14 protein-coding genes are annotated in these 15,537 nt (G+C 61.7%); 11 read left to right on the forward strand and 3 right to left on the reverse strand.

The features are described from left to right. Positions 1-31: 31 nt before the first annotated feature. Positions 32-1,087 carry a biotin synthase BioB gene (bioB, locus tag HU731_RS13205; RefSeq protein WP_014720209.1) on the reverse strand — a complete coding sequence of 352 codons (1,056 nt, stop codon included), beginning with the start codon at positions 1,085-1,087 and terminating at the stop codon, positions 32-34. A gap of 92 nt (positions 1,088-1,179) precedes the next feature. Between bioB and HU731_RS13210 the strand changes: the two genes are divergently transcribed. The 5 genes from HU731_RS13210 (at position 1,180) to rarD (ending at position 6,928) form a co-directional block, all read left to right on the forward strand. After that, on the forward strand, positions 1,180-1,917 hold the full coding sequence (locus HU731_RS13210) for a ComFC family protein (RefSeq protein WP_186607770.1): 738 nt from the start codon (positions 1,180-1,182) through the stop codon (positions 1,915-1,917). Between the two features lie 58 nt (positions 1,918-1,975). After that, on the forward strand, positions 1,976-2,740 hold the full coding sequence (locus HU731_RS13215) for a molybdenum-dependent transcriptional regulator ModE (protein WP_186607769.1): 765 nt from the start codon (positions 1,976-1,978) through the stop codon (positions 2,738-2,740). Positions 2,741-2,819: 79 nt separating this feature from the next. Beyond that, positions 2,820-4,718 carry a PhoX family protein gene (locus HU731_RS13220; RefSeq protein ID WP_186607768.1) on the forward strand — a complete coding sequence of 633 codons (1,899 nt, stop codon included), beginning with the start codon at positions 2,820-2,822 and terminating at the stop codon, positions 4,716-4,718. Between the two features lie 161 nt (positions 4,719-4,879). After that, complete coding sequence (locus tag HU731_RS13225) at positions 4,880-5,854, forward strand: SrkA family protein kinase (RefSeq protein ID WP_186607767.1); 975 nt, start codon at positions 4,880-4,882, stop codon at positions 5,852-5,854. A 189-nt stretch (positions 5,855-6,043) separates the two neighbouring features. Then, complete coding sequence (gene rarD / locus HU731_RS13230; RefSeq protein WP_098950177.1) at positions 6,044-6,928, forward strand: EamA family transporter RarD; 885 nt, start codon at positions 6,044-6,046, stop codon at positions 6,926-6,928. A 222-nt stretch (positions 6,929-7,150) separates the two neighbouring features. Here rarD and HU731_RS13235 read toward each other — a convergent pair whose 3' ends face one another. After that, entirely contained in the window at positions 7,151-7,663 is a 513-nt protein-coding gene (locus tag HU731_RS13235) for a glycine cleavage system transcriptional repressor (RefSeq protein ID WP_186607766.1), read from the reverse strand. Between HU731_RS13235 and HU731_RS13240 the strand changes: the two genes are divergently transcribed. Continuing rightward, complete coding sequence (locus tag HU731_RS13240) at positions 7,662-7,886, forward strand: hypothetical protein (protein WP_186607765.1); 225 nt, start codon at positions 7,662-7,664, stop codon at positions 7,884-7,886. The two genes, HU731_RS13235 and HU731_RS13240, sit on opposite strands and share 2 nt — an antisense overlap. Positions 7,887-8,025: 139 nt before the next feature. Then, complete coding sequence (locus HU731_RS13245; protein WP_186607764.1) at positions 8,026-10,203, forward strand: malate synthase G; 2,178 nt, start codon at positions 8,026-8,028, stop codon at positions 10,201-10,203. Between the two features lie 262 nt (positions 10,204-10,465). Here HU731_RS13245 and HU731_RS13250 read toward each other — a convergent pair whose 3' ends face one another. After that, positions 10,466-10,912: a response regulator gene (locus HU731_RS13250; RefSeq protein ID WP_056783925.1), complete on the reverse strand. Its 447-nt coding sequence runs from the start codon at positions 10,910-10,912 to the stop codon at positions 10,466-10,468. A gap of 246 nt (positions 10,913-11,158) precedes the next feature. On the opposite strand from HU731_RS13250, the gene HU731_RS13255 reads away from it, so the two are divergent. From HU731_RS13255 to HU731_RS13270, 4 genes are all read left to right on the forward strand, one after another. Then, on the forward strand, positions 11,159-13,081 hold the full coding sequence (locus HU731_RS13255; protein ID WP_094773957.1) for a putative nucleotidyltransferase substrate binding domain-containing protein: 1,923 nt from the start codon (positions 11,159-11,161) through the stop codon (positions 13,079-13,081). Next, positions 13,078-13,785 (forward strand): 3'-5' exonuclease, encoded by a 708-nt coding sequence (locus HU731_RS13260; RefSeq protein WP_186607763.1) that lies wholly within the window; start codon positions 13,078-13,080, stop codon positions 13,783-13,785. Before HU731_RS13255 ends, HU731_RS13260 begins: the two co-directional genes overlap by 4 nt. A gap of 148 nt (positions 13,786-13,933) precedes the next feature. After that, positions 13,934-14,452: an RNA polymerase sigma factor gene (locus tag HU731_RS13265; protein WP_003194824.1), complete on the forward strand. Its 519-nt coding sequence runs from the start codon at positions 13,934-13,936 to the stop codon at positions 14,450-14,452. Beyond that, the gene (locus HU731_RS13270; protein ID WP_186607762.1) at positions 14,449-15,417 is read left to right on the forward strand and encodes a FecR domain-containing protein; all 969 of its coding nucleotides are present in this window, start codon (positions 14,449-14,451) and stop codon (positions 15,415-15,417) included. Before HU731_RS13265 ends, HU731_RS13270 begins: the two co-directional genes overlap by 4 nt. Positions 15,418-15,537 lie beyond the last annotated feature (120 nt).

Raw genomic sequence — 15,537 nt, forward strand, 5'->3', positions numbered from 1 at the left:
ATGGAGGAGCTGGAATGCATTCCAAAGGTGGTTACACCACAGCGTTGTAGAACTGCTCGCTGCTCTTTTGCTCCACCAACGCCTGCTCGATCGCCGCCTGGTGCACTTCGTCGGCATGCTCTTCACGGGCTTCGGGCAGGATGCCCAGGCGTGCGAACAGTTGCATGTCCTTGTCAGCCTGGGGGTTGGCGGTGGTCAGCAGTTTGTCGCCGTAGAAGATCGAGTTGGCGCCGGCAAAAAACGCCAGGGCCTGCATCTGCTCGTTCATGGCTTCGCGGCCGGCCGACAGGCGTACGTGGGACTGCGGCATCAGGATGCGCGCCACCGCCAGCATGCGGATGAAATCGAAGGGGTCGATGTCATCGGCGTTTTCCAACGGCGTACCCGCTACCTTCACCAGCATGTTGATCGGCACCGATTCCGGATGCTCCGGCAGGTTGGCCAGTTGGATCAGCAAGTTGGCGCGGTCATCGAGAGATTCGCCCATGCCGAGGATGCCGCCCGAGCAGATTTTCATCCCGGAATCACGCACATACGCCAGGGTTTGCAGACGCTCGCTGTAGGTGCGGGTGGTGATGATCGAGCCGTAGAACTCCGGCGATGTATCGAGGTTGTGGTTGTAGTAGTCCAGGCCAGCCTGGGCCAGGGCTTCGGTCTGGTCCTGGTCGAGGCGACCGAGGGTCATGCAGGTTTCCAGGCCCATGGCCTTCACGCCTTTGACCATTTCCAGCACGTAGGGCATGTCTTTGGCCGATGGATGCTTCCACGCCGCGCCCATGCAGAAACGCGTCGAACCGATGGCCTTGGCGCGCGCGGCCTCTTCGAGGACTTTTTGCACCTCCATCAGCTTCTCTTTTTCCAGGCCAGTGTTGTAGTGGCCCGACTGCGGACAATATTTGCAATCTTCCGGGCAGGCGCCGGTCTTGATCGACAGCAGGGTCGACACCTGCACGCGGTTAGCATCGAAATGCGCGCGGTGCACGGTCTGCGCCTGGAACAACAGGTCGTTGAAGGGCTGCACGAACAGGGCTTTGACTTCAGCTAAAGACCAATCGTGACGCAGGGTGGCAGAGGTGCTGGCGCTCATGGGCGATTCCTTGATTATGCTTTGGCAAGCGCTGTGGGAAGGGCAATACCCACAGGCACGACACGGATGCTCGGCATATTTAAGGAAGATCCATGCACTGTCAACCCAAGCACAAACACCAGGTTTACATCTGGTTAAAAAGCATACAACCCTGTTTGATTTGCGATGAGTGCACCGAATCAGCCGAGGCCGTGTGCAGCGCCTGCGAAACGCAATTGCCATGGCTGATGGAACAATGCGAGCGCTGCGCGCTGCCCTTGCCCATGGATGGGCTGATCTGCGGCCAGTGCCAAAAACAGCCTCCGGCCTTTCACCAGGTAGTGGCGCCGTGGACCTACAGTTTTCCCGTGGACACCCTGATCAGCCGCTTCAAGCATCAGGCGCGTTGGCCGCTGGGGCACCTGTTGGCGCGCCTGCTGGGGCAGCACTTGCAGCATCGCTTCGATAACGCCGAACTGGAGCGCCCCGACTGCCTGCTGCCGGTGCCCATGGCGCGCAAACGTCTGCGCGAACGTGGCTTTAATCAAGCGCTGATGCTGGCCCGCTGGCTCAGTCACGCCCTCGACATTCCCTTTGATGAACATGCGCTGCTGCGCCCCCATGAAACCGTGGCGCAGCAAGACCTCGATGCCAAGACCCGCAAACGCAACCTGCTCAACGCCTTCGCCCTGGCCCCCGGCATCCAGGTTGCCGGGCAACATCTGGCGCTGGTAGACGACGTCCTCACCACCGGTGCCACAGCCCACAGCCTGGCGCGCTTGTTGATAAATGCCGGCGCCCGCCAGGTGGACGTGTATTGCCTGGCCCGTACGCCCAAACCCGGCAACTGACTTGACTCCCCTGCGTCAGCGCGGCAACGTCGGCGCTTCTCACCCAAGCGTATCTGCCATGTCTGTGCCCAGCCCTCTCAGCCAACACATCATCCGCCGCCCCCAGCGCATTGCCTTGCTGGGGCACATCGCCGAGCAGGGTTCCATCACCCGTGCGGCCAAGAGTGCCGGGTTGAGTTACAAGGCCGCCTGGGACGCCATTGATGAGCTGAACAACCTGGCGCAAAAACCGCTGGTGCAACGCAACGTCGGCGGCAAGGGCGGTGGTGGCGCCAAACTGACGCAAGAAGGTGAACGGGTGCTGCGCCTTTATCAGCGCCTGCAACTGCTACAGGCCGAGATCCTTGGCTCGGACGAAGCGGCCAGCGACTTCAACCTGCTGGGCCGCTTGATGCTGCGCACCAGCGCGCGCAACCAATTGCACGGCCAGGTCAGCGCCATAGAGAGCCATGGCCACAACGACATGATCCGCCTGCAATTGGCTGGCGGCCTGCACCTCGATGCACAGATTACCCACGACAGCACCCTGCGCCTGGAACTGCAGACCGGCGTGGAAGTGGTCGCGCTGATCAAGGCTGGATGGCTTGAATTATTGGCGGAGGAGCAAACCGAAACACTTGGACACAATTGCATGAGCGGTGTGATAGAGACCATTCTCGCCGCCGAAGATGGCCCCAGTGAGGTGCGTATCACCCTGCCCAACGGCCAAGTGTTGTGCGCGCTGGCGCAGCCCGTCGCACTCAAGGCCATCGACGCAGCGCAGGGCCAGCCGATCCGCGTGCAGTTTGCACCCAGCCATGTATTACTCGGCACCCCGGTGTAACGGGCCCGCGTCTTCAAGCTGCAACAATTCGGTCACAAGCGCTGCTTAAGGTGTCTGCAAAAACCTTAAGGAGCCTGTGATGAGCCTATTAGAAGAAAACCAAGCCACCGACCTTGAACAGATGGTGGGCCTGACCCGCCGTCGCTTTATCGGCGCAGGCGCCTTGTGCGGCGCCGCGATGTTCCTCGGCGGTAACCTGCTGAGCCGTAGCGCCCTGGCCGTGAATGCTGCTTCGGCCAGCCCGCTGCTGGGGTTCACCAGTATCGCCGCCGCCACCAGCGACACTATCACGCTGCCACCGGGCTACAGCGCTTCGGTGCTGATCAGTTGGGGCCAGCCCCTGCACAAGCACGCCCCGGCTTTCGACCCGTCCGGCCATGGCACCGCCAAGGCCCAGGAACAACAGTTCGGCGACAACAACGACGGCATGAGCCTGTTTCCATTCCCCGGCGACGACAACCGCGCACTGATGGCGATCAACAACGAATACACCAACTATCGCTACCTCTACGCCCACGGCGGCGCGCCACAATCGGCCGAAGACGTGCGCAAGGCCCTGGCCAGCGAAGGCGTGTCGGTGATCGAAGTACGGCGCCAGGGTGACACCTGGCAGTTCGTCCAGGATTCGCGCTACAACCGGCGCATCCACGGCAACTCACCGATCCGCTTGAGCGGCCCTGCCGCAGGCCATGAATGGCTGAAAACCGGCGCCGACAAGAGCGGCAAAAAAGTTCTCGGCACGTTCCAGAACTGCGCCAACGGTAAGACCCCGTGGGGCACTTACCTGACCTGCGAAGAAAACTTCACCGATTGCTTTGGCAGCAGCAACCCGCAGCAAACCTTCGATGCCGGGCAGAAGCGCTACGGCGTGGTGGCCGCCAGCAAGGACATCAACTGGCATCCGCACGACCCGCGCTTTGATATGGCCAAGAACCCCAACGAACTCAATCGCCATGGCTGGGTGGTGGAAATCGACCCGTTCGATCCGCAGTCCACCCCGGTCAAGCGCACGGCCCTGGGCCGCTTCAAACACGAAAACGCGGCCCTCGCCGAAACCCGTGACGGCCGCGCCGTGGTGTACATGGGCGACGATGAACGCGGTGAATTCATCTACAAGTTCGTCAGCCGCGATCAGATCAACCATAACAACCCGAAGGCCAATAAAGACCTGCTCGACCACGGCACTTTGTACGTGGCGATCTTCGACGCGGGCGACGGCAACACCGACCACCCCAAGGGCAAAGGCCAGTGGGTTGAACTCACCCATGGCAAAAACGGCATCGACGCCAGCAGCGGGTTCGCCAACCAGGCCGAGGTGCTGATTCACGCGCGCCTGGCCGCCAGCCTGGTGAAAGCCACACGCATGGACCGCCCGGAGTGGATAGTGGTCAGCCCTACCGACGGCCAGGTCTATTGCACCCTGACCAACAACGCCAAGCGCGGCGAAGAGGGCCAGCCGGTGGGCGGCCCCAACCCACGGGAGAAAAACGTCTACGGCCAGATCCTGCGCTGGAAAGCCGACGCCGATAACCACGGTGCCACGGACTTCACCTGGGACCTGTTCGTGGTGGCCGGCAACCCCGGCGTACATGCCGGCAACCCCAAGGGCGGCTCGTCCAACATCAACCCGCAAAACATGTTCAACAGCCCCGACGGCCTGGGCTTCGACAAAGCTGGGCGCCTGTGGATCCTCACCGACGGCGACTACAGCAACGCCGGCGACTTTGCGGGCATGGGCAATAACCAGATGCTGTGTGCCGACCCGAGCACCGGTGAGATCCGTCGTTTCATGGTGGGGCCAGTGGCGTGTGAAGTGACGGGGATCAGCTTTTCGCCGGACCAGAAGACGCTGTTCGTGGGTATTCAACACCCAGGGGAAACCGGTGGCTCGACCTGGCCGGAACACCTGCCCAATGGCAAGCCGCGGTCGTCGGTGATGGCGATTCGGCGGGACGACGGCGGGATCGTAGGCGCCTGATAGGCCGCTATCGCAGGCAAGCCAGCTCCCACATCTCGATGTGTAAATACATGCCAGTGTGGGAGCTGGCTTGCCTGCGAAGGCGTCCGCACAGCCACCGGCTATCTATGCTGTTACCATACCCGGCCGGACGCGGCGCCCTGCTGCGCGCAGGAGTTCGCATGGCCCACCCGTTTGAAACACTCACCCCAGACCTGGTGCTCGACGCCGTCGAAAGCATCGGTTTCCTCAGCGACGCGCGGGTTCTAACCCTCAACAGCTACGAAAATCGCGTGTACCAGGTGGGCATCGAAGACGCCGAACCGCTGATTGCCAAGTTCTATCGCCCCCAGCGCTGGAGCAACGAGGCGATCCTGGAAGAACACCGCTTTACCTTCGAACTGGCCGAGTGCGATGTACCGGTGGTCGCCCCATTGATCCACAACGGCGAGAGCCTGTTCGAACACGCAGGTTTCCGCTTCACCCTGTTCCCCCGCCGTGGCGGCCGTGCGCCGGAGCCGGGCAACCTCGATCAGCTTTACCGGCTCGGGCAACTGCTCGGGCGTTTGCACGCCGTAGGCTCCACCCGCCCGTTCGAACACCGCGAAGCCCTGGGGGTGAAGAATTTCGGCCATGACTCCCTCACCACCCTGCTTGAAGGCAACTTCATTCCCAAAAGCCTGTTGCCGGCCTACGAGTCCGTAGCCCGCGACCTGCTCAAGCGTGTGGAAGAGGTTTACAAGGCCACCCCGCACAAGAACATCCGCATGCACGGTGACTGCCACCCCGGCAACATGATGTGCCGCGACGAGATGTTCCATATCGTCGACCTGGATGACTGCCGCATGGGCCCGGCGGTGCAAGACCTGTGGATGATGCTGGCTGGCGACCGCCAGGAATGCCTCGGCCAGCTCTCGGAGCTGATGGACGGCTACCAGGAATTCCACGACTTCGACCCCCGCGAACTGGCGCTGATCGAACCACTGCGCGCCCTGCGCCTGATGCACTACAGCGCCTGGCTGGCGCGACGCTGGGACGACCCGGCGTTTCCCCATAGCTTTCCGTGGTTTGGCAGCGAGCGGTATTGGGGCGATCAGGTACTGGCGTTGCGCGAGCAACTGTCGGCGCTCAACGAAGAACCGCTGAAGCTCTTCTGAGCAACACGACGCTCTCCTGTAGGAGCGAGCTTGCTCGCGAAAAACCCGAGAGCGCCATTGGGTGACGGCCTCCCGCGTTATCGTTGACGATCTTCGCGAGCAAGCTCGCTCCTACAGAAAGCGGCGCCCATTGTTTGACAAATATCCTTACAATTGCGCTTTGTTAGCTGCCTAAGCAAGGATTCTGCAATGCAAGCCGCCAACCCTCGCAAGGGGTACATCCTAGGCCTGAGCGCCTATGTCATCTGGGGTCTGTTCCCGCTCTATTTCAAAGCCATCGCCAGCGTGCCCGCCGCCGAGATCATCGTGCACCGCGTGTTGTGGTCGGCACTGTTCGGTGGGCTGTTGCTGCTGGTGTGGAAACATCCCGGCTGGTTCCGCGAGCTGCGCGACAACCCCAAGCGCCTGGCGATCCTGGCCCTCAGTGGTTCGTTGATTGCCGCTAACTGGCTGACCTATGTGTGGTCGGTGAACACCGGGCGCATGCTTGAAGCGAGCCTGGGTTATTACATCAACCCGCTGGTGAATGTGCTGCTGGGCATGCTGATCCTCGGCGAGCGCCTGCGCCGTTTGCAATGGGTGGCTGTGGGGTTGGCAGCGGCGGGTGTGGCGCAGCAAGTGTGGCAAGTCGGTAGCCTGCCGTGGGTGTCGCTGGCGCTGGCACTGACGTTCGGCTTCTACGGTTTGATCCGCAAGCAGGCGCCGGTCAAGGCGCTGCCAGGGCTGGTGGTGGAAACCTGGATGCTGGTACCCATTGCCATCGCCTGGTTGCTGTTCAACCCCACCGCCCACAGCGCGCAACTGGCGTTCTGGAGCACCTCCGAGGCCTGGTGGCTGGTGGCGGCAGGCCCGGTGACGCTGATTCCCCTGGTGTGCTTCAACGCCGCTGCACGGCATTTGCCCTACACCGCCCTGGGCTTTTTGCAGTATGTGGCGCCGACGCTGGTGTTGCTCGAAGCCGTGCTGTTGTTCGGTGAACACCTGGCGCCGAGCACCCTGATCGCCTTTGCCTTTATCTGGGCCGGGCTGGTGGTGTACAGCCTGGATGCCTGGCTGACCGTGCGCAAACGCTGATCAAATAACGTACAAACGTCTGCAAGCCACAGCTTTCGTGGCTTGCAGCGTTCCACCCCAAGGTTATCCACAACCTGATCCCCGCCATTTGTGCACAAGCCCTTGAAACTGCTCGTTTTTTGCTCAACTTGCGCAGATCCCCGGCGGGCGTGGCCTGGCGTCGGGTCTCTACAGGTTATCCACAGGCCCATGCAAGATTTTGATGCATAACCTTGTGGATCGTTATTCCTCCTGACGCAGCTCCACCATCAAGTCATCGGCCAAGGTTTCCAAAGCCTCTTGCAAGATTTCCAGCGACAGCGTGGCCGGCACTTGCAGCAACGCCTCGGCGTTGAACAGCGGATCACCACTCATGGGCGCCGGGCGCACATCGGTGCTCAGGCGTTCCAGGTTGACACCCTGCTGGCTCAACAGCGCGGTGATCTCACGCACGATGCCCGAGCGGTCATTGCCCACCAGGGTCATCAGGATCGGCTTGGACGCCGATGCCTGGCCGCTGCTGCCCTCACCCACCAACACGCGAATGCCGTGGGTGGATAAATCCTCCAGCGCCCCCACCAATGCCTGGCGCTGCTCGCTCGGCACGCTGACCCGCAGGATCCCGGCAAACTGCCCGGCCATGTGTGCCATGCGGCTTTCCAGCCAGTTGCCCCCATGACTGGCGATGTTCTGCGCGATGCGCTCAACCAGGCCGGGTTTGTCGGCGGCGATAATAGTGAGTACAAGATGGTCCATGGCGAAATACCTCGGTGCTATTCCTGTAGGAGCGAGCTTGCTCGCGAAGGTCGTCAACGATAATGCGAAAAAACTGATACTTGCGGTGCTCTCAGGTTTTTCGCGAGCAAGCTCGCTCCTACAAAGTGGACGCGCGGTTGCCCGAAGACAAATCGTGTACCATTTTGATATTTATCTGGAACAATCTCATAGTTTTTTGAGAACATCCGGTTCTCCGCTGTGACCGTACGACCAAAATGGGTCGCTAAACGACGTATTTAGTCTAATTTTCACAACCGCAAGTCATCATGTAGTATGCCCAACCGTGCACTACATAATGAAAATCTGAAAAAGCGCATAAGCTCCGCAGAGTGAGGCAAGCAATGACTGAACACGTTCAAGTCGGTGGCCTGCAGGTCGCCAAAGTCCTGTTCGACTTCGTGAACAACGAAGCCATTCCCGGTACCGGCATCACTGCCGACCAGTTCTGGGCCGGTGCCGACAAGGTCATCCATGACCTGGCCCCGAAGAACAAAGCCCTACTCGCCAAACGCGACGACTTCCAGGCGCGGATCGATACCTGGCACCAGACCCACGCAGGCCAGGCTCATGACCCGGTGGCCTACAAAGCCTTCCTGCAAGACATCGGCTACCTGCTGCCAGAAGCCGCAGACTTTGAGGCCTCGACCCAAAACGTCGATGACGAGATCGCACGCATGGCCGGCCCACAGCTGGTCGTGCCGGTAATGAACGCCCGCTTCGCCCTGAATGCCTCGAATGCGCGCTGGGGTTCGCTGTACGACGCGCTGTATGGCACCGACGCCATCAGCGAAGCCAACGGCGCCGAGAAGGGCAAGGGCTACAACAAAGTGCGTGGCGACAAGGTGATTGCCTTCGCCCGCGCCTTCCTCGACGAAGCCGCACCGCTCAGCGCCGGCAGCCACGTCGATTCCACCGGCTACAAGATCGTCGATGGCAAGCTGATCGTCAGCCTCAAAGGCGGCAGCAACAGCGGCCTGCGTGACGATGCCCAGTTGATCGGTTTCCAGGGCCCTGCGGCCGAGCCGATTGCGATCCTGCTCAAGCACAATGGCCTGCACTTCGAAATCCAGATCGACGCCAGCACCCCAGTCGGCCAAACCGACGCCGCAGGCGTCAAAGACGTGCTGATGGAAGCCGCGCTGACCACCATCATGGACTGCGAAGACTCCGTCGCCGCCGTGGATGCCGATGACAAAGTGGTGATCTACCGCAACTGGCTCGGCCTGATGAAGGGCGACCTGGCCGAAGAAGTGGCCAAGGGCGGCCAGACCTTCACCCGCACCATGAACCCTGACCGCGTCTACACCGGCGTGGATGGCAGCGACGTCACCCTGCACGGCCGTTCGCTGTTGTTCGTGCGCAACGTTGGTCACCTGATGACCATCGACGCGATCCTCGATAAAGACGGCAACGAAGTACCCGAAGGCATCCTCGACGGCCTGATCACCAGCCTGGCGGCGATCCACAGCCTCAACGGCAACAACACCCGCAAGAACAGCCGCACCGGTTCCGTATACATCGTGAAACCGAAGATGCACGGCCCGCAAGAAGCCGCGTTCACCAACGAACTGTTCGGTCGCATCGAAGAGGTGCTGAACCTGGCGCGCAACACCCTCAAGGTCGGGATCATGGACGAGGAGCGCCGCACCACGGTCAACCTCAAGGCCTGCATCAAGGCGGCCAGTGAGCGCGTGGTGTTTATCAACACCGGTTTCCTCGACCGCACTGGCGATGAAATCCACACCTCCATGGAAGCCGGCGCGATGGTGCGCAAGGCGGCCATGAAGGCAGAAAAGTGGATCGGCGCCTATGAGAACTGGAACGTCGATATCGGCCTGAGCACCGGCCTGCAAGGTCGTGCACAGATCGGTAAAGGCATGTGGGCCATGCCCGACCTGATGGCTTCGATGCTTGAGCAGAAAATCGCCCATCCGTTGGCCGGTGCCAACACCGCCTGGGTACCGTCGCCGACCGCCGCGGCCCTGCATGCGTTGCACTACCACAAGGTTGATGTGTTCGCCCGCCAGGCCGAGCTGGCCAAGCGCGAGCGCGCTTCGGTGGACGATATCCTCACCATTCCTCTGGCCAGCAACACCGATTGGTCCGAGGAAGAGATCCGCAACGAGCTGGACAACAACGCCCAGGGCATCCTCGGCTATGTAGTGCGCTGGATCGACCAGGGTGTGGGCTGCTCCAAGGTGCCGGACATCAATGACGTCGGCCTGATGGAAGACCGCGCCACCCTGCGTATTTCCAGCCAGCACATCGCCAACTGGCTGCGCCACGGCATCGTCAACGAAGCCCAAGTGATGGAAAGCCTCAAGCGCATGGCGCCGGTGGTAGACCGCCAGAATGCCGGGGATGCGTTGTACCGCCCACTGGCTCCGGATTTCGACAGCAACATCGCGTTCCAGGCAGCGGTGGAGTTGGTGATTGAAGGGACCAAACAGCCCAATGGCTATACCGAGCCGGTGTTGCACCGCAGGCGTCGGGAGTTCAAGGCCAAGAACGGCCTGTAATGGTAGGAGCGAGCTTGCTCGCGAAAAACGTCAACGATAACGCAGGCACCTTGGACAAACGCGGTGCCTGTGCATTCTTCGCGAGCAAGCTCGCTCCTACAGATGCAAAAAAGCCCTGATCGAAAGATCGGGGCTTTTTTATCAGGTGTGTCAGTTAGACCGCGTTGCCTGATTCGCAGGCAAGCCAGCTCCCACAGGGGAATGCATTTCAAATGTGGGAGCCGGGCTTGCCCGCGATGAGGCCAGGCCAGTCACCCTACTCTCAGGGCACCATCCCCAACTCCCGCTTCACCAACTTCGCCAACTTCACGCTATCAATCGGCTTGAGCAAGAAATCCACCACGCTCAAATGCATCGCATCAATCACATCCGGGGCTTCCGCGTCGCCAGACATGATGATGATCGGCAACGCCGCACGGGTGGACTCACGCACCTGGCGGATCAATTCCAGGCCATTGCTGGGCGCCATGCGCAGGTCGGTGATCAGCAAACCGATGGAACTGCGCGTCTTCAACAACTCCCACGCTGCCTCGCCACTTTCGGCAGTCATGCAGCGAATACCGTCGAGCCCAAGGATTTCCGCCAACAGTTCACGCGCGTCCTTGTCGTCGTCCACGATCAATACGCGTTGGGGGGGTAAATCGGGCTCCAGCATTACGGCGCTCAGCGCCTCGCGCTCGGCATCACTCAAAATATCGTGGTCGGACATACGTTTCTCAGCAGTTCTCATCAATCTCCCAGCACACTCGTCAGACATCTGCGGAAGGGCGATCAATGTGCACTTCGTCGGAAAGTTTGACTAGTGGGCGTTCTACGGGTTTTGGACGATTGTCATGTAAGGTTTTTCCCTAGTTTTGCGCGGTATTCCTCGACCTAGACTTACGTCCAATGGGCACCCACCGCGCAGGAGTCGACCATGCAGCACGATAACGACAAAAACACTGCGGTCACTGTTATGAGTAAAGCTGATGCATTCGCACAGGCGGGTAAAACCGCGGTGTTGCAGAACATCCACGGCACCCTGCAATTCCTGCAACGCTTCCCGCCGTTCAACCAGATGGAGCAGGCGCACCTGGCCTTCCTGGTGGAACAGTGCCAGCTGCGTTTCTACGGCCCTGGCGACAGCATCCTCAAGCCGTCGGGCGGCCCGGTCGAGCATTTTTATATCGTCAAACAGGGGCGGGTCGTGGGTGAGCGCCCAGACTCGGCAGACACCACCTTTGAAATCGCCACCGGCGAATGCTTCCCCCTCGCCGCCTTGCTGGGTGAACGCGCGACCCGCACAGAACACAAAGCCGCTGAAGACACCTTTTGCCTGCAACTGAACAAGCCGGCCTTTATCAAGCTGTTCGCGCTGTCCAGCCCGTTTCGTGATTTCGCCTTGCGCGGGGTCAGCAGCCTGCTCGACCAGGTCAACCAGCAGGTGCAGCAAAAAGCCGTGGAAACCCTCGGCACCCAATATTCCTTGAATACCCGCCTGGGTGAATTGGCCATGCGCCACCCGGTCACCTGCAGCCCGCACACACCCTTGCGCGAAGCGGTGACCTTGATGCACGAACAGCAGGTCGGCAGCATTGTGATCGTCAACGAACACAAGGCGCCCCTGGGCATCTTCACCCTGCGCGATCTGCGCCAGGTGGTCGCCGATGGCACCAGCGATTTCAGCCAGAGCATTGCCGGGCACATGACCCAGGCGCCGTTTTACTTGAGCCCGGAGCACAGCGCGTTCGACGCGGCCATCGCCATGACCGAGCGGCATATCGCCCATGTGTGCCTGGTGCAAGACCAGCGCCTGTGTGGAGTGGTCTCCGAGCGTGACTTGTTCTCCTTGCAGCGCGTGGACCTGGTGCACCTGGCCCGCACCATCCGCAACGCACCCCGGGTGGAAAACCTGGTGGCGATTCGCGGTGAAATCGGCCAGTTGGTGGAGCGCATGCTCGCCCATGGCGCGTCGTCCACCCAGATCACCCACATCATTACGCTGCTCAACGACCACACCGTGTGCCGGGTAATCGAGCTGACCCTCGCCGAAAAAGGCGACCCCGGCGTGCCCTTCAGTTGGCTGTGTTTTGGCAGCGAAGGCCGCCGCGAGCAAACGCTGTACACCGACCAGGACAACGGCATCCTGTTCGAGGCCAAGGACGCCGTCGAAGCCGCCGACTTTCGTGGCCGCTTGCTGCCCCTGGCGCAGCACATCAACCAAAGCCTGGCGCTGTGCGGCTTCAGCCTGTGCAAGGGCAATATCATGGCCGGCAACCCCGAGCTGTGCTTGTCCCGCGTGGAGTGGGCGCGGCGCTTCGGCGCGTTCATTCGCGAGGCGACGCCGGAAAACCTGCTGGGCTCAAGCATCTATTTTGACTTGCGCGTGGTGTGGGGCGATGAGCACGGTTGCGAGCAACTGCGCCAGGGCATTCTCGATCAGGTGGCGGATAACCGTTTGTTCCAACGCATGCTGGCCGAAAACGCACTGCTGCGACGCCCGCCGGTGGGGCGTTTTCGCGAGTTTGTGCTGACCCGCAAAAATGGCGAAAAAGCCACCCTCGACCTCAAGGTGCAGGGCCTTACGCCCTTTGTCGACGGCGCGCGCCTGTTGGCCCTGGCCAATGGTATTCACGCCAACAACACCCTGGAACGCCTGCGCCAGTTGGTGGACAAGGCCGTGATCGAGCCCCTGGATGGCGCCGCCTATGAAGAGGCCTACCACTTTATCCAGCAGACCCGTATGCAGCAGCATCAATTGCAGACCCGCGAGAACCTGCCCTATTCCAACCGCGTCGACCCCGACAGCCTCAACCACCTGGACCGGCGCATCCTGCGTGAGTCCCTGCGCCAGGCCCAACGCCTGCAAAGCAGCCTGAGCCTGCGGTATCAGCTGTGAGTTTGTTTGGCTGGCTGCGCACCAAAAAGCCTGGGCTCAGCACTGCGCAACAGCAGCGCCTGGAGCAGTTACCCAAGCCCGCCGAACTGGGCGATGGCCCATTGCGCAGCCAGCGCTGGGTGGTGGTCGACCTGGAAACCAGCGGCCTGAACCTGCACCGCGACCAGGTGCTGTCCATCGGCGCCGTGGTCATCGAGGACGGTGCGGTGGATTTTTCCCAACTGTTCGAGCGCACCCTGCAGCGCACCGACACCAAGCTCAGCCCCAGTGTGCTGATCCACGGGCTGGGGCCCAGTGCAATCGCTGCCGGCAGCGACCCGGCCGAGGCGTTGCTGGATTTCATGGCGTTCGTGGGCGACAGCCCTCTGCTGGCTTTTCATGCGCCGTTTGATCAACACATGCTGTGCCGGGCGCTCAAGGACAGCCTGGGGCATCGTCTGTCCCATCCATTCCTGGATGTAGCAGACCTGGCCCCACTGTTGTGCCCCGAGGCGCATATCCGCGAGGCCGGGCTGGATGACTGGCTCAACCACTTCAAGCTACAGGCCGGCGAACGCCACCATGCCAGCGCCGATGCACTGGCGACGGCGGAGCTGATGCTGATCCTGTTCAGCCGTGCGCGGCAGCAACAGATCGACACGCCTCAGGCGCTGCAAGCGCGTTTGGCCCAATGGAAACGACGCAAACAGTCCCCTTCCCTTTAACGCTTCGCGCCCGACGCGGAGCGTCGAGGGATGCATTCCCACGCAGAGCGTGGGGACGATCTCCCGACAGACGCCAATTGCGCCCACCCCACGCCTCTGCGACAATCGCGAATAATTCTCGTTAGTTTAAACCTTATTCGGTGATGCCTTGTCGTCGGTCCAGACCCCACGCAGTGAGCTTGTTGGTGCGTTATATCGCGACCACCGTGGCTGGCTGTTGGCTTGGCTGCGCCGTAACGTGGCGTGCCCGAGCCGTGCCGAAGACCTGAGCCAGGACACCTTCATGCGCCTGCTGGGCCGTGATGAGTTGCGCGAGCCCCGCGAACCGCGGGCGTTCCTGGTGGCGATCGCCAAGGGTTTGCTGTTCGACTACTTCCGTCGTGCGGCCCTGGAACAGGCCTACCTCACCGAATTGATGCTGATTCCGGAAAGCGAACAGCCTTCGCCGGAAGCCCAGCAACTGATCCTCGAAGACCTCAAGGCCATCGACCGCCTGCTCGGCAAACTGTCGAGCAAGGCCCGCGCCGCGTTCCTTTATAACCGCCTCGACGGCCTGGGCCACGCCGAAATCGCCCAGCGCCTGGGCGTGTCGGTGCCCCGCGTGCGCCAATACCTGGCCCAGGGCATTCGCCAGTGCTACATCGCACTGTATGGCGAGCCGTCGTGACCGCCATCGGTTCCAAACCGGTGTCGTCGCGCGTGCTGGATGCCGCGATTGCCTGGCAACTGTCCCTGGACTCGGGCAACGGCAGCGCGGTGGAACAGGAAGAGTTCAGCAAGTGGCTGGCCAGCGATGAGGAACATGCGCGCGCCTGGCGCCAGTTGGGCATGCTCGACCAGCGTTTCAGCGTGGCCTCGGGCCCGGCCCGGGCGGCGCTGTTGCAGTCGCGCCACGGCATTGCCCAGCGCGTGCGCAAACTGGGCCGGGGGCTGGCGAGTATTGTTGTGGTGTGCGGCCTGGCGCTGTTTGCCGGTGAGCGTTACGTGCCTATCCACTATTGGCTGGCCGACCAACGCACCGCCACCGGTGAACAACGCACGCTGAAACTGGCGGACGGCACGCGGGTCAACCTCAACACCCACAGCGCCATTGATGTGCGCTTCGACGAAACACGCCGCTTGATCGTGTTGCAGGCAGGCGAAATCCTCGTCGAAACCGGCCACGACGATTCACGCCCGTTCTACGTGCAAACCCGCGACGGCAGCCTGCGGGCGCTGGGCACCCGGTTTATCGTCAAGCGCGAAGACGACGCCACGCGCCTGAGTGTGTTGCAGTCAGCCGTGGCCGCCCAGCCCGAGGCATTGCACCAGGAACAGGTGTTCAAGGCGGGCCAGCAGGTGCTGATGCGCAGCGACGGCCTTGGCCCGCTGCTGGCCGTCACCCCGGCCACCGATGCCTGGACCCGCGGCATGCTGGTGGTCGACAACGCCCGGCTGGGGGATGTGATCGCGGAGTTGGCGCGCTATCGCACCGGCTACCTGGGTGTGGATAAGTCCGTGGCCGACCTGCGCATCACCGGCAGTTTCCCGCTGCACGACACCACGTTGGCATTGAATGCGCTGTTGCCGACCTTGCCGGTGCAGATCGAGCAGCACACGCCGTGGTGGGTGACCGTCAAGGGTAAGCCTTAGGTCCTGCAGTTGATCGTTCCCACGCTCCGCGTGGTAATGCAGCCCGGACGCTCTGCGTCCCAGGCCGTGACGCAGAGCGTCATACGAGGCGTTCCCACGCGGAGCGTGGGAACGATCACA

It is taken from the genome of Pseudomonas salmasensis, assembly GCF_014268375.2.
GTDB classification, from domain to species: Bacteria; Pseudomonadota; Gammaproteobacteria; order Pseudomonadales; family Pseudomonadaceae; genus Aquipseudomonas; species Aquipseudomonas salmasensis.